Source organism: Flavobacterium sp., from assembly GCF_040383245.1.
GTDB lineage: Bacteria > Bacteroidota > Bacteroidia > Flavobacteriales > Flavobacteriaceae > Flavobacterium.
Genome location: NZ_JBEIDX010000021.1, coordinates 1 through 16,936, shown reverse-complemented (window position 1 = coordinate 16,936; position 16,936 = coordinate 1). Strand labels below are relative to the sequence as shown.

The window sequence follows — 16,936 nt, the reverse complement described above, 5'->3', positions numbered from 1 at the left end:
TTTAGTCTGGCTTTTTTTATTACTTAGGATTGGTTTTACTTTTTATTAAAGATTTTAGTTATAACAAAAACATGTGGAAATGTAATTGCTGCCAAAAATGAGAAAAAGATGGCGTTAAATAGTTGTTTGTCTTTAAATATAAAGTACAATGATACTATTCCTATAATTGATAATGCCCAATAAATTAATGCTGATTTACAATAGGTAATAAAATTCTGAAAAGATAATTTTCCATATAAAAAATTCATTTGTTCTATTATAGAAGGAATGCTGTGCCATAAAATAAAATAAATTGCAAATCCCCAAATTAAACTTGATGCTTTAAAAATTACTGTAAATATTAATAAGTAAAATAGTTCAGTTAAAATTTTCACCCTAATTTTTTCAAATTTAAAATACGAATAGCCAATAGCTATTATGAATAAGGACCCTATACAATTAAATAAGAGAGGAATTAAAGTATTAGAGATTTGAAATTTACTTATTTCAAATATTATCTTTTCCACTTCAGAAGCATGGAATATAAATAATAACATAAAAATAAATAATCCATAGGTAAAGCTAATTGAATACGAAATCCATTTTGGGTAATTTTTAATTAATTCTATCCATTGTTGTTCTCCAAAATGAAATGCACTTACTAAAATAAATAATATAAGAGTAAGTCCAGGAATAAAGTAAAATAAAATAGCGCAAAAAATAATTACTAAAACATAGTTTAGCAATGATTTAATAAAATTATAGGTCTTTTTTGGGCTATTATTTTTTTTAATAAGTAGCAAATCATTCGCTCCATGCAATATTCCAAAGGTAAAAATCAAAGAAAAACCTAAAAATATTTGAATTTTATTAGAAAAAAATGAAACTATCCATAAACCAAAAAAGCTTGCTATGATTGAGATTTTCGAAATTTTACCCATAAAAATTTAAATTATGTTTAAAAATTTATAAAAAAAAATAAACAAATAGTTTTTTTATTATTAATTTTTTTTATTAAGTTTGTTTAACAAATCTAATTAAAAACCAATTTAAAAACCAATTAAAATTAATTTTATGACAAACTTTATGATTATCCCAGGAACAATTTCCAAATTATTGCCTACTGATTATGTAGGATTTACATTTTTTATTGGCTGTATGGCTATGATGGCTGCTTCAGCTTTTTTCTTTTTATCATTAAATCAATTTGATAAAAAGTGGCGTGTTTCTGTACTGGTTTCAGGTTTAATTACCTTTATTGCTGCAGTACATTATTTTTACATGAGAGATTATTGGACTGCTTTTCAAGAGTCGCCAACTTTCTTCCGTTATGTAGACTGGACTTTAACTGTTCCATTAATGTGTGTTGAGTTTTACCTAATCTTAAAAGTTGCAGGTGCAAAACAATCTTTAATGTGGAAAATGATCTTCTTATCTTTAGTAATGTTAGTTACTGGATATGCAGGTGAAACTATTGATCGTCCAAACGCATGGTTATGGGGATTAATTTCAGGTATCGCTTATTTCGTAATTGTTTATGAAATTTGGTTAGGTGAAGCATCTAAAATTGCTCAAGCTGCAGGTGGAAATGTATTGTCTGCACACAAAATCTTATGCTGGTTCGTATTAGTTGGTTGGGCAATTTATCCTTTAGGATATATGTTAGGAACTGACGGATGGTACACTGGTATTTTAGGTAAAGGAAGTGTTGATGTTGCTTACAATATTGCTGATGCTATTAACAAAATTGGATTTGGACTTGTTATTTACAACTTAGCTCAACAATCTCAAAAAGACTAATTTCTTTTTTTAGATAAATTGAAAGCCAGACTAAATAGTCTGGCTTTTTTTTTGAAGTATTTGATAGTAATCACAATATACTTTTTGTTTTTTGTTGATTTTCTATTACTAAAATTAGAATTAAAGTATTAGTAAAGGTGTTTCGATTGACTAATATTCGTTAATATTTTCTATTAAATGAGTTGCAAAACCTACTTTTTTAGATATAACTCTATACAATTCTACTAATATTGTTATGGAATTGAATTGTTTTTTGTTTTTATCAATCTATTGATTTATTCTAATTTCAAACATTTTATCCCAATTTTTTCCTGTTACAAAAAAGGTTTTTGTTTTTGGGTTATAGGCAATTCCGTTTAAAACATCGGTGTCAGGAAGTTGTGTTATTTTCTTTTCTAAATTAGACATGTCAAGCATAGCTTCAACAGCACCGTTCTTCGGATTGATGATGATAATAGCTTTTTTAAGGTAAATGTTACTGTAAATTTTTCCGTCCACCCATTCTAACTCGTTAACTTCTTTAATCTTGTTGTTTTCAGAATATACATTAATATGGTCGGTTGTTTTTTGGGTTGCCGGATCCATTGTCCAAATTTTTTCAGAACTATCATTAAAGTAAATATTCTTTCCGTCATTAGTCATTCCCCAGCCTTCCGGTTTGTCAAATATAAAAGTAGATTCTAACTTCCATGTTTTAGCATCGTAAATAAATCCGATATGTTCTTTATAGGTTAATAGGTAAATTTTGTCATTCAAAATGGTCATTCCTTCGCCAAAATATTTGTCTTCTAATTTTAGGCTTTTAAGAATTTTACCTGTCTTATAATCGGTTTTCAACAATCTTGAAGTTCCATATTGCCCAACACTTTCATATAAAGTGTCTTTGTAAAATTCCAATCCTTCAGTATATGATTTAATGTCGTGAGGGTAGGTATTTACTATGGTGTAGGTTAATACTTTTGGAGCAAATTCTGAAACCAATTCAATTCTTGTGGAATCAATTTCTGTATTTCCCTCAAAATATACATTCGCTTTTAAATTTTGGTATCCCAATTTTTGATCCTTTAAAGGATAGCTTAATTTACCGTTTCCTTTAACCGAACCTATTTTTAGGTTGTTAATTGAATAAACTATACTATCAATCTTTTTATTACTGCTGTCAATCACCTCTAGTTTAACCGACTCCTTACAAGTGTATTGCGCTTTTAATACCGCTTCATTAAAGCTAAAATAGCTTTCGCTAGTATCTGCAACTTTGCAACTTACTGCCATTAATGAAGCTAATAAAATGAATTTAAACGTGTTATAATTTTTCATTATAATTAGATTAAAAATTAGAGATACAAATGTATTATTTAAGATGTTAATTTCTTGCAAAAATATAAAAAGATTGTATCTTTGCGTTGGCAAGTCCTACACGACCAGCTCCTGCAAAATCCTCCAGGATGGGAACATAGCAAAGGTATGTGGTTGAGCGGTGCGATGTAGGTCGCTTGCCATTTTTTTTCCGAACTTGGTTCGGATTTTTTTTTATAACTACTTCTGAGTTTTAATTCACTTTTTAGAAAAAAGCAATCAAATATTAATTTTAGTTTTTATCTTTAAACTTTAAATTTTATACCATGAAATTCCAGCCAATAGTCCCAATGATTTGGACTAAAGAATTACACGAAACCGTCGATTTTTATTGTGATATTTTAGGATTTACCTGCGGAAAATATAGTGAAGATTGGGGTTGGGCAGCCATTCATAAAGACGATTGTGAAATCATGATTTCCAAACCAAATGAACATACACCCTTTGAAAGACCTTATTTTTCAGGTACCTTTTATATTAAGACCGATGACGTAGATACGCTTTGGAATCAAATAAAAGATTAAGTGAAAGTTGCCTACGAGATAGAAGATTTTGATTGGGATATGCGCGAGTTTGCTATATACGATAATAACAGTTATATGATTCAGTTTGGGCAAGATTTAGTAAAAAAATAAAGAAATGAGTAAAGTAGTATTTATTACCGGAGCTTCTTCAGGAATTGGAAAATCAATTGGAGAGTTTTTGCATGCCAAAGGATTTATTGTATACGGAACCAGCAGAAATCCAGAGCGAATTACTGATTCGGTATTTCCTTTACTTGCTTTAGATGTTCGAAATAAAGAAAGTATTACTCAGGCTATTGATACAATTTTGCAAAAATCGGGAAGGATAGATGTAGTTATTAATAATGCTGGAGTTGGGATTACAGGTCCGATTGAAGAAATTCCTACCGAAGAAATCAAAAATAATTTCGAGACCAATCTTTTTGGACCTATCGAAGTAATGAAAGCAGCATTGCCTGCTATGCGTTCGCAAAAATCAGGATTGATTATTAATATAACCTCAATTGCAGGATATATGGGATTGCCTTATCGCGGAATTTACTCTGCTTCCAAAGGTGCTTTAGAACTTATTACCGAAGCGCTGCGAATGGAAGTAAAATCCTTCGGAATACACATTACAAATGTGGCTCCTGGTGATTTTGCTACCAATATAGCTGCCGGAAGATTTCATGCGCCGCTAATAAAAGAATCTGCTTATGAAATTCCTTATGGAACTACACTACGCATGATGAATGAACATGTAGATAGTGGAAGCAATCCTGATGAAATGGCCGAAGCGATATATAAAATTATACAAACACCAAGTCCGAAAGGACATTATAAAATTGGTGCTTTCATGCAAAAATTCTCCATCGTTTTGAAACGAATTTTACCTGATAAAGTCTATGAGAAAATCCTCATGAATCATTATAAGTTATAGATAATGGAAGTTTGAATAAGTTATTTTAAGATCAGCTCCTAATAAATTGATTATTGAAATTGAAATTTGTAATTTTGCAAAATAAACACAACTTTATAACATACAAACTATGAAATTTTTTATTGACACAGCAAACCTAAATGACATTAAAGAAGCGCAATCACTAGGGATTTTAGATGGGGTTACAACCAATCCTTCGTTAATGGCTAAAGAAGGAATTACTGGAAAAAACAATATCTTAAAACATTACGTTGACATTTGCACTATCGTGGATGGTGAAGTAAGTGCCGAAGTAAACGCTACCGATTATGAAGGAATGATCAAAGAAGGTGAGGAGTTGGCAGATTTACACGATCAAATTGTAGTAAAAATTCCAATGACAAAAGACGGAATTAAGGCATGTAAATATTTTTCTGATAAAGGAATAAAAACCAATGTAACTTTAGTGTTTTCTTGCGGGCAAGCTTTGTTAGCTGCTAAAGCAGGCGCTACATTTGTTTCTCCATTCGTTGGTCGTTTAGACGATGTTTCTACAGATGGCTTGAACTTGATTCAAGAAATTAGAGAAATCTATGACAATTATGGTTATGAAACTCAAATCCTTGCTGCTTCAGTTCGTCATACTATGCACATTGTAAATTGTGCTAAAATTGGTGCTGATGTAATGACAGGGCCATTATCTGCAATTTTAGGGTTGTTAAAACACCCACTTACTGATATCGGATTGGCGCAATTTATTGCTGATTTCGAGAAAGGAAATAAATAATCCCAAATTTATACTTCCTACTAAAGCGACTTTCAGAAATGAAAGTCGCTTTTTTATTTAGCTATTTTTAGAGATTATGGAACTAATGGAAAATCAGTGTCTTGAGACCAAGTCCTTGATCCTTACTTTAAATCTTCCTCAAAATACACATCAAACAAGTTAGTGAAACCGTTTTTAATGGTTTTGTCGGAATTAATAATTAAAGTGCGGTGTACTTTGGTAATGGCCCATTTGCTTTTGATGTCTTCAAAATTGGCGCAGTGCAATTCGGTTATACCTTCAAATTTGTATTTAGGTAGGATTTCTTTCCATTTATAGGTGTTTGCATCTAAGTTGATGGCAATAAAATTGTAATTAGGGTATTTATCTTTAAGATCCAATACTTTTTTGTGAGCAGCGAGTAAATGCGAAGATAATTTTTCACTCCAAAAGAAAACCACCGAATTTTTCGTAATAACTGCATCTGAATTGGTTATTTTCCCATCAGGAGTAATTAATTGTACAGAAGGAAGTTTTTTGCCTTTAGTTAAGGATTGAATGGAATTTCCAATTTTCAAAACTTCATTCTTTTTACTGTTATCAGTAGAATATTTATGGTAGGTTTTTAAGAATTCCTGATTATTCACCATGTTTTGGTCTTCCAACAAATATTTTAGCGCAATATTATTTAACACCATATTTCTGATGTGCTCATTTTTAATAAGTGTATCGGCAATGTTTAGTTTGTTGATGTTGGTTTTTAAAGCCAAATCTACTTCCGAGAAATGATTGTGGTAGTGAATTGAACCTACGTTGTTTAACATGTGATCTAAATACATTACAAAGGGAGAAAAATCAGCCAAAGCCTCATTACCAAAATCAATTTTATTCCTAAATGCATAGTAGTTTTTTGGAAGTTGTGAGGTAACATCTTCTCCAGTTCGCATCTCATGAATCATTGGATAAATTTCCATTTTGGTATAATGTGGAAAATTTACAATTGCTTTTGCGTATACATCAAAGGCATCATTCCATTTAATTTCTTCTTTTTTGGATGCGTAATATTTTTGATTATCTATGTTGGTTTTATTAATGTGTTGGTTGTAGCGGTTCCATTTATAATCAAATACTTCAAACAAATTGTCTTTGTCTTTTTCATTACGCAAATACATATCCATTAAAAAGTTGTTTTTTTGATCACCACGACCACAAAAATTAACTGATTCGTCAAAATCTTTAGAATCTACATGCACTTTGATACTGTCGTTTTTATCAAAATAAACATATTGGTATTCGGGTTCTATTTTAAAGGTGTATAAACCTGGAGCAAGTGAATCAAATTTTTTAAAGAAAGTATGATCTTCATTAAGAGGAATTGAATCAATGATTACATTATTTTTGCAAAAAAGCACATAGTTGCTAGTAGGATTCAATACTTCTCCTCCAAAATAAGCTGTATAATCTTCGCCTGAAAACTCCTTTTTGCAAGAAGTAAACAAAGCTAGAATCAAAGTAAGGAATACTAGTGTTTTATAAAATGTAAATACTTTCATTTGGATAATAATGCAAACAAAAGTATTTAGATGGTTTTGATTATATTGTTAATCAATAGTTAAATTACTTTCCGATACAGAAATTGGCAAAGATATTACCCAGTAGTTCATCGTTAGTGACTTCACCGGTAATTTCTCCAAAGTAATATAAAGCTTGTCGAATATCAATTGCCATTAGATCCGATGGGATGTTGGCTTGTAAGCCAAAGCTTACTTTCTGAATTTCTTCTAAAGCTTTAAGTAGTGAGTCGTAATGCCTTGTATTTGTGACTATTGTTTCGTTATTTCGTAACGCTCCAGTATTTACAAAAGCAAGTAATTGCGTTTTTAAATTTTCAATTCCAGTTTTGTTTTTTGCACTTAAGAAAATTGTTTTTACTTCTAAGTTTTCAAGTTGTTTTTGAAGTGTTTCTTTTTCTTTTTCCGAAATTAAATCTGTTTTATTTACAACAACAATAAGCGGTTTTAATGGGTATTTATTTTTTACTTTTTCAATTTCGTTAATGTATTCCGAACCTGAAACTTTAAACTTTAAACTTTCAAATAAATACAAAACTACTTGAGCTTGTTCGATTTTCTCGAATGTTTTCTTAATTCCGATACTTTCAATTACATCTTGGGTGTCTCGAATTCCTGCGGTATCAATAAATCGAAAACCAATCCCACCAATTACCAATTCGTCTTCAATAGTATCTCGTGTAGTTCCAGCAATCTCTGATACAATAGCGCGTTCCTCGTTTAAAAGCGCATTCAATAAAGTAGATTTTCCTACATTGGGTTCGCCAATAATCGCAACTGGAATTCCGTCTTTAATTACATTTCCAACTGCAAACGAATCGATTAATCGTTTTAAAACAAATTCGATTCGATATAATAAATCATGAAATTGAGTTCGGTCAGCAAACTCAACGTCCTCTTCGGCAAAGTCCAATTCGAGTTCAATTAACGAAGCAAAATTTAATAATTCTTCTCTTAGTTTAGCTATTTCACTACTAAAACCTCCACGCATTTGTTGCATAGCAATTTGGTGCGATGCCTCATTATCCGAACTTATTAAATCGGCTACGGCCTCAGCTTGAGAAAGATCTAATTTTCCATTTAAAAAAGCTCTCAAAGTAAATTCACCTGGTTGTGCCATGCGACATCCTTTTCGCAATAACAACTGAATAATTTGCTGCTGAATGTAAGTAGATCCGTGGCATGAAATTTCAACTATATTTTCTCCAGTATAGGAATTTGGGTTTTTAAAAAGGGAAAGTAATACTTGATCGTAAGTTTTTCCTTCATCCGTTATAGTTCCTAAATGAATTGTGTGCGTTTTTTGGGTAGTAATATCTTTTCCAGAAACGGATTGAAATACTTCCGATGCGATCCCTATTGCAGCTTCCCCCGACATACGAATGATGGCAACTGCACCCGCACCGGATGGAGTAGCTAAAGCAACAATTGTTTTTTGATCTAACATAGAAGTTTTAGTTTATTGAACTGCAAAGGTATCACTTTTATATTTTTGAAAAAATAGAATTTTTAGCATTAATTGTTAGGCCAACATGCTTTTCCATAAAAAGTATAATACCTATATTTGCCATAAATTTATAGGAATACTTTTGTTGTTTCTGGCTAATCTTTTAATCTATTACAATGACATTAATAAAATCAATATCTGGAATTCGTGGAACTATCGGCGGTAAAGTAGGGGATAATTTGACTCCTGTAGATGCTGTAAAATTTGCATCAGCTTATGGAACTTTCTTGAAAGAAGGAAGTGGTGCGTTAGAAAACGGAAGAAAGTTACTCGTTGTTATTGGTCGTGATGCCAGAATTTCTGGTCCTATGATTCACAATTTGGTTATTAATACCTTAGTTGGACTTGGAATTGATGTAATTGATTTGGGTTTGTCAACAACTCCTACTGTGGAGATTGCAGTACCTCTTGAAAAAGCCGATGGTGGAATTATTTTAACGGCTTCGCACAATCCAAAACAGTGGAATGCCTTAAAGCTGTTAAATTCTAAAGGTGAATTTTTAAGTGGAAAAGACGGCGAACGCATATTAGAGATTGCTGATGCCGAAGCTTTTGATTTTGTTGATGTTGATTCGTTAGGAGAAGTGATTTCGAACGATGCCTATATGGATATTCATATTGATGAAGTTTTGAATTTACCTTTAGTTGATGCCGATGCCGTTGCTAAAAGAAAATTTAAAGTTGTTGTTGATGGGGTGAACTCTTCGGGTGGAATTATTATACCGAAGTTGTTAGAGCAAATGGGTGTAGAATGTGTGAAATTATATTGTGAACCAAACGGTCATTTCCCTCACAATCCGGAGCCATTAAAAGAACATTTAGGTGATATCTGTAAATTGGTTGTTGAAGAAAAAGCTGATTTCGGAATTGTAGTTGATCCCGATGTTGATCGTTTGGCTTTTATTTCAAATGATGGAGAAATGTTTGGTGAAGAATATACTTTGGTGGCTTGCGCCGATTATGTATTGAGTAAAACTCCAGGAAATACGGTTTCTAACATGTCGTCTTCGCGTGCATTGCGAGATATAACAAATAAGCACCAAGGAAACTATCAAGCGAGCGCAGTAGGTGAGGTGAATGTGGTTGCTTTGATGAAGGAAACTAATGCTATAATTGGAGGAGAAGGAAACGGCGGAATTATTTATCCAGAATCACATTACGGTAGAGATAGTCTTGTAGGTGTAGCTTTATTCTTAACACACTTAGCCAATTTAGAAGTGACTGTGGCCGAATTAAGAGCGAGTTATCCGCAATATTACATGAGTAAAAACAAAATTGAATTAACTCCACAAATTGACGTGGATGCAATTTTAATTGCCATGACCGAAAAATATAAAAACGAGGATATTACTTCAATTGACGGAGTTAAAATTGATTTTGCTTCCGAATGGGTGCATTTAAGAAAATCCAATACTGAGCCAATTATTAGAATATATACCGAAGCTCCAACGCAAGCAGCTGCTGATGCATTGGCAATTCGAATTATTGTTGAGATTAAAGCCGTAGCCGGAATTTAATTTCTAGGAACTACATGATAATCTAGAGCAGCCAATTTTATCTCTAGCCCAATCAGGTCTTTTTGCAAACCATTTTTCATGTTCTGGTTGATCAGAATAGGGATTTTTTAGTAGTTCGTATAATTCTTCTAATATTGAATAGTCCTCATTATTTGCTGTATCAATTGCTAGTTGCGCCATGTAATTACGCAAAACATACTTAGGATTTACCAAATCCATTTTAGTTTTTCGATCAGCATCTGATACAGTTTCTAGATTGAGTCGCTTTAAGTATTTTTCAAACCAGCGCCCCCAAGATTTTAATAGTTCTTTTTTTATTTCTTCCGGTTTGTAAAATGCTTCGTGAATGGTAGCAAGCGCACTTCCTGCAGAATCACTTTTTTTCACCCAACTTAATTCTCTGAAAAAGATTGTCATATCAGTTTCAGATACTTGCAGTACTTTTTCAAGCGAATCAATTAATCGTTCATCTTCTTTGTATTCTTGGTGCAAACCTAATTTAGCTCGCATCATTTCAGTGTACTTAGAATCGTAATTTTTTTTGAAATCGGCTAATATTTTTTCAAGTGGATTAGCTTCCTTGATTAAAGGATATAAGGCATTCGCCAAATGGTATAAATTCCATTGCGCAATACTAGGTTGGTTTTCAAAACGGTACCTGCGGTGCTCATTATCAGTGGTGTTTGGTGTCCAATTGAAATTATAATCTTCCAACCAGCCATAAGGTCCATAATCAATGGTGAGCCCTAAAATTGACATGTTGTCGGTATTCATAACTCCATGCACAAAACCTACGCGTTGCCAGTGCACAATCATTTCACACGTTTTATCTGCAACTGCTTTAAAGAAATCTAAATATTTAGTTACTCCAATAGAAGTAACTTCAGGAAAGTGCTGTTTTATGGTATAATCGGTAAGTTGTTGTAAGGTTTTTAGGTCATTTTGTGCTGCAAACAATTCAAAATTTCCAAATCGAATAAAGGAAGGGGCCACTCTGCAAACAATAGCTCCCTTTTCATATTCGGGATTTCCGTCGTACATCACATCTCTTAAAACTTCGTCTCCGGTGAGAATTAAGGATAAAGATCGGGTAGTGGGAACGCCCAAATGAAACATTGCTTCACTGCATAAATGCTCTCTTATCGATGATCTTAAAACAGCTAAGCCATCTGCTCTTCTAGAGTAGGGAGTGCTTCCTGCGCCTTTAAGTTGCAAGGCGTGTATTTGATTGTTGAATTTTATTTCTGCTAATAAAATGGCTCTCCCGTCACCCAATTGACCAGCCCAATTGCCAAATTGATGTCCGGCATAATTCATTGAATACGGTCTCGAATTTGGAATCAATTTCTTGCCCGAAAAATAGTTTACAAATAAATCGCTTTCAGTATCTTCTTTAGATATTCCTATTAATTCTGCTGTTTCTTTTGAAGCATGAATTAATTTAGGGTTGGATGGAATTCTTGGATTTACGAAGGAAAAACAAGCGTTTACTACTTGTCTCGTTTCGTTCGTTTCGATTAAATCGGCAGGTAAATTATTCGAAAAATTATTTTCTAATTGTAAACGCATTTTGTTTTTATAGGTTCTATTTCAAATATAATAAAAAAATAATTAATAGTAGTATATTTGAAGTCAAATTAGTAGCAATGATTTCGATGCAAACCAAAACCGAATTAGAAGTTTATTTTGAACAATTCCGAAAGAATATTATCGGAATTGACCAAGAGTTTGAATCTCCTTTTGGAAAGAAGAAAATTATTTATACCGACTGGACTGCAAGCGGTCGGTTGTATCGTCCAATTGAGGAAAAAATGATGAATCAATTTGGTCCATTTGTTGCTAATACCCACACCGAAACTACAGTTTCGGGAACTGCCATGACCATGGCATATCACGAAGCCAAACACATTATAAAAAAGCATGTTAACGCTACCGAAGACGATGTATTAATTAATACAGGAACCGGAATGACAGGCGTTGTGAATAAATTTCAACGTATTTTGGGATTAAGAATTCCTGAAAATTTAAAAGAATTTACCAATATCCCTGCTGAGTTAAGACCAATCGTATTTATTTCGCACATGGAACACCATTCCAATCAAACTTCTTGGTTGGAAACAATAGCCGATGTGGTGGTAATTCCTGCTGATGAAAAGGGTTTGTTTTCTATTGAAAATTTAAAAAATCTAATCCAACAATATCAAAATAGAAGTTTTAAAATAGCTTCAATCACTTCTTGCTCTAATGTAACCGGAATTAAAACACCTTACCATGAAGTGGCTAAAATAATGCATCAAAATAATGGTGTTTGTTTTGTGGATTTTGCTTGCTCAGGGCCTTATGTTACAATAAATATGCACCCTCAAGATTCGGAGAGCTATTTGGATGCTATTTTCTTCTCACCACATAAATTTCTTGGTGGACCTGGAACTTCTGGAGTTTTAGTATTTAATAAAAATCTATACAAAAACAGTGTTCCCGATTGTCCGGGTGGCGGAACTGTAAGTTGGACCAATCCTTGGGGAGAACATAAATATATTGACAATATTGAAGATCGCGAAGATGGTGGAACTCCGGGTTTCTTACAGGTGATTAAAACGGCTTTGGCTATCCAGTTAAAAGAAAAAATGGGAGTTTCAAATATTTTGAAACGCGAACACGAATTGGTTTCTTTTATATTTGAAGCATTAAAAGATAATTCAAACATTGTGCTTTTAGCAGAAGAAAATCAAGATCGATTGGGTGTTATTTCTTTTTATATTAAAGACTTGCATTTTAATTTGGGTGTAAAAATGTTGAATGATAAATTTGGTATTCAAACTCGTGGGGGGTGCAGTTGTGCCGGTACTTACGGGCATTATTTGCTACATGTAGATCAAGAAACTTCCAATGATTTGGTATGCCAAATTACATCTGGTGACTTAATTAAAAAGCCAGGATGGATTCGTATGTCAATACATCCAACAACAACTACCGAAGAAATAATATTTGTTTGTGACAGTATAAACGAATTAGCAAACCATTATAAAGAATGGGAGAATGAGTATCAATATGAGCCTAAAACCAACGAGTTTGTTCATAAAAACGCTATCCATTCCGAAAAGGAAATGGTTAATGGTTGGTTTTCTGTTTAATTTAATTATTTATACTTTACAGGTCCAGTCAAAAGTATCTTCAGCTTTTTTGTACTGAATTTTTGTAAGTTTATCTTTTAATTGATGCGCAAAGGAGTTTTCTAATTTTGGTAAAGAATATTCTACATCTTTAAATGAAAATGCACTAATTGGACTTACAACCGCAGCAGTTCCTGCCCCAAAGATTTCTTTTAAACTACCATCTTTTGCTGCGTTTACAATTTCGTCAACTAATACGGAACGAATTTCAACATCCATACCTTCTCTTTTTGCAAGATCGATTAAACTTTTACGCGTTACCCCGTCTAATATTCTTTCACTAGTTGGCGCGGTAAGTAAAGTATCGTTAATTCTGAAAAACACATTCATAGTTCCGGCCTCTTCCAGTTTAGTATGGGTAGCATCATCGGTCCATATGATTTGTTGGAATCCTTTATCATTTGCCAATTTAGTTGGGTAAAATTGTGCCGAATAGTTTCCGGCTGCTTTTGCAGCACCAATTCCACCATTTGCCGCTCGGCTATAATGCTCTGCAATGATTACTTTCACCTCTCCAGAATAATAGGCTTTTGCTGGAGAAAGAATAATCATAAATCGGTATTGTGTTGAAGGTTGAGCAATCACACCTGAACCCACAGCAATCATAAAAGGACGAATATATAAAGTATTTCCAATTCCTTTTTTTACCCAATTGCGATCTAAATCCAGAATAGTTTTTAAGCCATCCATGAAAATATTTTCAGGAACTTCAGGCATTGCCATACGAACAGCCGATTTGTTAAAACGCTGAAAATTTTCTTCAGGACGAAATAACCATACCGCATCTTGATCGTCTTTGTAAGCTTTCATTCCTTCAAAAATAGCTTGACCATAATGAAAAACTTTGGCTGACGGATCAATCAAAAAGGGTTCGTAAGGTTTAATTATTGGTTTTTGCCAAGATCCTTCTTTGAAATCACAAACCAACATGTGGTCGGTAAAAACATTTCCAAATGCAAGGTTTTCAAAATCAATTGTATCTATTTTAGAAGTAGAAGCTTTAATTAGATCAATTTCTAGAGTATTTTTTAAACTCATCCAGCGTAATTTAATAATATTTAAAGTTATTCAATAATCTAAAAATCAATTAGTTGAATATCGTGATTAAATATTTATTTTGTTGATTAATAATAATTTGCAAAACTACTAAAAAAATGAATAGTTAAATTAAAAAAAAGCAAGATTATTTCGTGTTTATTTTCAATATATAACTATTTTTGTATGTATAAATAATTGAAAATGAAAAAAATAATTTACGTTGTTACAGTACTACTAATGGTTGCTAGTTGTAATAAGAAATCAGAGGTAAAACCAGTTGAAGAGGCGGCAGCTTATGTTAAATTTGGTGATAGTATATCTGCTGATGGTGCTATTAGTAAAGAAGAATTACTAGCTAAGTATGATTCATTAAAACCGACCGATACATTAGAAGTAAAGGTGCTTTCTAAAATTGTTGATGTTTGTCAGAAAAAGGGATGTTGGATGAATATTGAATTAGGTTCTGGTAAATCGGCATTTATTAAATTTAAAGATTATGGATTTTTTGTACCAAAAAATGCAGCAAATAGTGAAGTAATCATTCACGGAAAAGCCTTTGTAGAAGTAACTTCTATTAATGATTTAAAAGAATATGCAAAAGATGCTGGTAAATCAAAAGCAGCAATTGACAGCATTGTAGCTCCAGAAACTAACTATTCCTTTATGGCGGATGGCGTTTTAATTAAAAAATAAAATGAATAAATATTTAATTTTATTGATGGTATTTTGCTTTTTTTCTTGTCAGAAAAAGGAGCAAAATACCGCTAATAATGAAACTTCTTGTAAAAAAGAGAAAAAGTTTGAAATGTACGAATTATCTGAAATGGCATCGCTTATGGAGCAGATGTATGTTTATAATTTGCAAATAAAAAGTAAAATTGAAAAGGGAGAATCTGTCGGTGAATTTCCAGAATTCTTCAACAAAATTTATACTGCAAAATTCACAGACAGTTCTGATAAAGATCCATTTTTTGATGAAAAAGCCAAGGCTTTTATTGTTTCTCAAAAATTAATTTATTCGGATCCAAAAAATGTAAAACAAAACTTTAATGATGGAGTAACGGCTTGTATTACCTGTCATCAAGGTAAATGCGGAGGACCTATTCCGAAAATTAAAAAATTATACCTAAACTAACTCTTGAAACGCGAAATTATTCAAACCAAGGATGGTTCTACAACCATTCATTTGCCCGAATGGGAGGAAAGCTATCATTCTAAACATGGCGCTATTCAAGAGGCTTACCATGTTTTTATAAAATTTGGATTTGATTTATTTAAAGAACAACCTTTATCAATTTTAGAAATAGGATTTGGTTCTGGGTTGAATGCATTTATAACTTTTTTGGAAACAAATAAATACAAAAAAGCTGTTGATTATGTTGGGGTAGAAGCATATCCAGTGTTGCTTGAAGAGGCAATTTTAATGAATTATGTTTCTGAATTACAAGCCAATGAATATCAAAGTGATTTTGAAACCATGCATCAATTAACCTGGGAAGAAAAGCACAATTTATCCGCTAATTTTAGTCTAACTAAACGCCAACAATTCTTTCAAGATATTAACGATAGAAATCAATTTGATTTAATTTATTTCGATGCATTTGGTTTTAGAGTACAGCCTGAATTATGGTCTTTGGACATCTTTAAAAAAATGTATGTTGCCCTTAAATCTGGTGGAGTTTTAGTTACTTATGCATGTAGATCCTCCATTAAGAATGCCATGCTTGAATGCGGATTTAAAGTTGAAAAACTTCCTGGTGCTCCTGGAAAACGAGAAATGCTTCGAGCAACAAAAGCGTAATTACTTAGTAGCTTTCGGGCTTATTATTTGAACATTCTGAAATACAATTGCACCTTTAATAACTCCAGCTATAGTTGAGCGCAGGGCATCGATGATATGAATTTTCAATTCACTTTTTGGATAAATCAAACTCACTTCGCGTGCTGGTTTTGGTTCAACAAAATGTCTTAATTTTGCTTGGTCTTTCTCTTTTAAATCTAATGTATGTAGGTAGGGTAGCAAAGTAGTTCCAAGGCCTTCATCTGCTAATTTAATTAAGGTTTCAAAACTTCCGCTTTCAATTTTGAAATGATTGTTTTCTAAATTTTTATCGCTTTTGCATAAGTTTAATATACTGTCTCTAAAGCAATGTCCGTCTTGTAGTAAAAGAATTTCATCTAAATTCAAATCGCTAATTTCAATTTCTTTTTTATTAAAGACGCCATGATTTTCAGGTATATAGGCTACAAAAGGTTCGAAATACAAAACGATTTCTTTTATCTTTTCTTCATTTAGAGGAGTAGCTGCGATTGCAGCATCTAAATGCCCATTATTTAATTTGAAAATGATGTCCTCGGTATGTAATTCTTCAATTATTAATTTAACTTTTGGGTATTTTTTTATAAAATTATTCAAAAACATCGGTAAAAGCGTAGGCATTATTGTAGGAATTATACCTAATCTAAATTCTCCTCCAATAAAGCCTTTTTGTTGGTGTACAATGTCTTGAATACGGTCGGCTTCGTTTACTATGTTTTTTGCCTGATTAACAATTTTGTGTCCAATTTCTGTAAGTTGAATTGGTTTTTTTGTTCTATCAAAAATTTGAATTCCAAGTTCTTCTTCTACTTTTTGTATTTGCATACTTAAAGTAGGTTGCGTAACGAAACATTTTTCGGCAGCTAAAGTGAAATTTTTATATTCAGCAACTGCTAGAACATATTGTAATTGAGTTATGGTCATGACTATAATTAATTATTATGCAAATATAAAATCAATAAATTAAATTTATATATATAATATTGTT

16 protein-coding genes and 1 other RNA gene are annotated in these 16,936 nt (G+C 32.3%); 10 read left to right on the top strand and 7 right to left on the bottom strand.

Annotated features, from left to right (window positions below):
• Positions 1–35: 35 nt before the first annotated feature.
• Complete coding sequence (locus tag ABWO08_RS09050; RefSeq protein WP_353085341.1) at positions 36–920, bottom strand: Brp/Blh family beta-carotene 15,15'-dioxygenase; 885 nt, start codon at positions 918–920, stop codon at positions 36–38.
• Positions 921–1,053: 133 nt separating this feature from the next.
• Here ABWO08_RS09050 and ABWO08_RS09045 point away from each other — a divergent pair, with 133 nt between their 5' ends.
• Positions 1,054–1,779 carry a bacteriorhodopsin-like gene (locus ABWO08_RS09045; RefSeq protein WP_353085340.1) on the top strand — a complete coding sequence of 242 codons (726 nt, stop codon included), beginning with the start codon at positions 1,054–1,056 and terminating at the stop codon, positions 1,777–1,779.
• 267 nt (positions 1,780–2,046) lie between these two features.
• On the opposite strand, the gene ABWO08_RS09040 is transcribed toward ABWO08_RS09045, so the two are convergent.
• Positions 2,047–3,096 (bottom strand): glutaminyl-peptide cyclotransferase, encoded by a 1,050-nt coding sequence (locus tag ABWO08_RS09040; protein WP_353085338.1) that lies wholly within the window; start codon positions 3,094–3,096, stop codon positions 2,047–2,049.
• An 87-nt stretch (positions 3,097–3,183) separates the two neighbouring features.
• Here ABWO08_RS09040 and ffs point away from each other — a divergent pair.
• From ffs to fsa, 4 genes are all read left to right on the top strand, one after another.
• An RNA gene (gene ffs, locus ABWO08_RS09035) (signal recognition particle sRNA small type) lies at positions 3,184–3,281 on the top strand.
• Positions 3,282–3,401: 120 nt separating this feature from the next.
• Complete coding sequence (locus tag ABWO08_RS09030) at positions 3,402–3,659, top strand: VOC family protein (RefSeq protein WP_353085336.1); 258 nt, start codon at positions 3,402–3,404, stop codon at positions 3,657–3,659.
• 115 nt (positions 3,660–3,774) lie between these two features.
• Positions 3,775–4,578 carry an SDR family oxidoreductase gene (locus ABWO08_RS09025; RefSeq protein ID WP_353085334.1) on the top strand — a complete coding sequence of 268 codons (804 nt, stop codon included), beginning with the start codon at positions 3,775–3,777 and terminating at the stop codon, positions 4,576–4,578.
• A gap of 109 nt (positions 4,579–4,687) precedes the next feature.
• Positions 4,688–5,344, top strand: a complete 657-nt coding sequence (gene fsa, locus ABWO08_RS09020; protein WP_353085333.1) for a fructose-6-phosphate aldolase — start codon at positions 4,688–4,690, stop codon at positions 5,342–5,344.
• A gap of 122 nt (positions 5,345–5,466) precedes the next feature.
• Here fsa and ABWO08_RS09015 read toward each other — a convergent pair whose 3' ends face one another.
• Together ABWO08_RS09015 and mnmE are read right to left on the bottom strand one after the other, a co-directional pair.
• Positions 5,467–6,876 (bottom strand): TlpA family protein disulfide reductase, encoded by a 1,410-nt coding sequence (locus ABWO08_RS09015; RefSeq protein ID WP_353085331.1) that lies wholly within the window; start codon positions 6,874–6,876, stop codon positions 5,467–5,469.
• A 64-nt stretch (positions 6,877–6,940) separates the two neighbouring features.
• Positions 6,941–8,341 carry a tRNA uridine-5-carboxymethylaminomethyl(34) synthesis GTPase MnmE gene (mnmE, locus tag ABWO08_RS09010; protein WP_353085329.1) on the bottom strand — a complete coding sequence of 467 codons (1,401 nt, stop codon included), beginning with the start codon at positions 8,339–8,341 and terminating at the stop codon, positions 6,941–6,943.
• A gap of 176 nt (positions 8,342–8,517) precedes the next feature.
• Between mnmE and glmM the strand changes: the two genes are divergently transcribed.
• Positions 8,518–9,918 carry a phosphoglucosamine mutase gene (gene glmM, locus ABWO08_RS09005; RefSeq protein WP_353085327.1) on the top strand — a complete coding sequence of 467 codons (1,401 nt, stop codon included), beginning with the start codon at positions 8,518–8,520 and terminating at the stop codon, positions 9,916–9,918.
• A gap of 3 nt (positions 9,919–9,921) precedes the next feature.
• On the opposite strand, the gene ABWO08_RS09000 is transcribed toward glmM, so the two are convergent.
• Positions 9,922–11,487 carry a protein adenylyltransferase SelO gene (locus tag ABWO08_RS09000; RefSeq protein ID WP_353085325.1) on the bottom strand — a complete coding sequence of 522 codons (1,566 nt, stop codon included), beginning with the start codon at positions 11,485–11,487 and terminating at the stop codon, positions 9,922–9,924.
• Positions 11,488–11,564: 77 nt separating this feature from the next.
• On the opposite strand from ABWO08_RS09000, the gene ABWO08_RS08995 reads away from it, so the two are divergent.
• Complete coding sequence (locus ABWO08_RS08995; RefSeq protein ID WP_353085323.1) at positions 11,565–13,052, top strand: aminotransferase class V-fold PLP-dependent enzyme; 1,488 nt, start codon at positions 11,565–11,567, stop codon at positions 13,050–13,052.
• A gap of 9 nt (positions 13,053–13,061) precedes the next feature.
• Here ABWO08_RS08995 and ABWO08_RS08990 read toward each other — a convergent pair whose 3' ends face one another.
• Positions 13,062–14,129 carry a branched-chain amino acid aminotransferase gene (locus ABWO08_RS08990; RefSeq protein ID WP_353085321.1) on the bottom strand — a complete coding sequence of 356 codons (1,068 nt, stop codon included), beginning with the start codon at positions 14,127–14,129 and terminating at the stop codon, positions 13,062–13,064.
• 201 nt (positions 14,130–14,330) lie between these two features.
• Here ABWO08_RS08990 and ABWO08_RS08985 point away from each other — a divergent pair, with 201 nt between their 5' ends.
• Genes ABWO08_RS08985 through mnmC2 form a run of 3 tightly spaced genes read left to right on the top strand, consistent with a single transcriptional unit; the run spans position 14,331 to position 15,930 of the window.
• Entirely contained in the window at positions 14,331–14,822 is a 492-nt protein-coding gene (locus tag ABWO08_RS08985; RefSeq protein ID WP_353085319.1) for a DUF4920 domain-containing protein, read from the top strand.
• Between the two features lies 1 nt (position 14,823).
• Positions 14,824–15,264 carry a hypothetical protein gene (locus ABWO08_RS08980; RefSeq protein WP_353085318.1) on the top strand — a complete coding sequence of 147 codons (441 nt, stop codon included), beginning with the start codon at positions 14,824–14,826 and terminating at the stop codon, positions 15,262–15,264.
• A 3-nt stretch (positions 15,265–15,267) separates the two neighbouring features.
• Positions 15,268–15,930, top strand: coding sequence for a tRNA (5-methylaminomethyl-2-thiouridine)(34)-methyltransferase MnmC2 (gene mnmC2 / locus ABWO08_RS08975; RefSeq protein WP_353085317.1), 663 nt, complete (start codon positions 15,268–15,270; stop codon positions 15,928–15,930).
• Here mnmC2 and ABWO08_RS08970 read toward each other — a convergent pair whose 3' ends face one another.
• On the bottom strand, positions 15,931–16,872 hold the full coding sequence (locus ABWO08_RS08970) for a LysR substrate-binding domain-containing protein (protein ID WP_353085315.1): 942 nt from the start codon (positions 16,870–16,872) through the stop codon (positions 15,931–15,933).
• Positions 16,873–16,936: the final 64 nt, after the last annotated feature.

Coding starts and splice junctions, on each gene's coding strand:
- mnmE (WP_353085329.1), bottom strand. CDS start 8,341: ATGTTAGATCAAAAAACAATTGTTGCTTTAGCTACTCCATCCGGTGCG.
- fsa (WP_353085333.1), top strand. CDS start 4,688: ATGAAATTTTTTATTGACACAGCAAACCTAAATGACATTAAAGAAGCG.
- ABWO08_RS09040 (WP_353085338.1), bottom strand. CDS start 3,096: ATGAAAAATTATAACACGTTTAAATTCATTTTATTAGCTTCATTAATG.
- ABWO08_RS08985 (WP_353085319.1), top strand. CDS start 14,331: ATGAAAAAAATAATTTACGTTGTTACAGTACTACTAATGGTTGCTAGT.
- ABWO08_RS09045 (WP_353085340.1), top strand. CDS start 1,054: ATGACAAACTTTATGATTATCCCAGGAACAATTTCCAAATTATTGCCT.
- ABWO08_RS09025 (WP_353085334.1), top strand. CDS start 3,775: ATGAGTAAAGTAGTATTTATTACCGGAGCTTCTTCAGGAATTGGAAAA.
- ABWO08_RS09030 (WP_353085336.1), top strand. CDS start 3,402: ATGAAATTCCAGCCAATAGTCCCAATGATTTGGACTAAAGAATTACAC.
- glmM (WP_353085327.1), top strand. CDS start 8,518: ATGACATTAATAAAATCAATATCTGGAATTCGTGGAACTATCGGCGGT.
- ABWO08_RS08980 (WP_353085318.1), top strand. CDS start 14,824: ATGAATAAATATTTAATTTTATTGATGGTATTTTGCTTTTTTTCTTGT.
- ABWO08_RS09050 (WP_353085341.1), bottom strand. CDS start 920: ATGGGTAAAATTTCGAAAATCTCAATCATAGCAAGCTTTTTTGGTTTA.
- ABWO08_RS08970 (WP_353085315.1), bottom strand. CDS start 16,872: ATGACCATAACTCAATTACAATATGTTCTAGCAGTTGCTGAATATAAA.
- ABWO08_RS09015 (WP_353085331.1), bottom strand. CDS start 6,876: ATGAAAGTATTTACATTTTATAAAACACTAGTATTCCTTACTTTGATT.
- ABWO08_RS08990 (WP_353085321.1), bottom strand. CDS start 14,129: ATGAGTTTAAAAAATACTCTAGAAATTGATCTAATTAAAGCTTCTACT.
- ABWO08_RS08995 (WP_353085323.1), top strand. CDS start 11,565: ATGATTTCGATGCAAACCAAAACCGAATTAGAAGTTTATTTTGAACAA.
- ABWO08_RS09000 (WP_353085325.1), bottom strand. CDS start 11,487: ATGCGTTTACAATTAGAAAATAATTTTTCGAATAATTTACCTGCCGAT.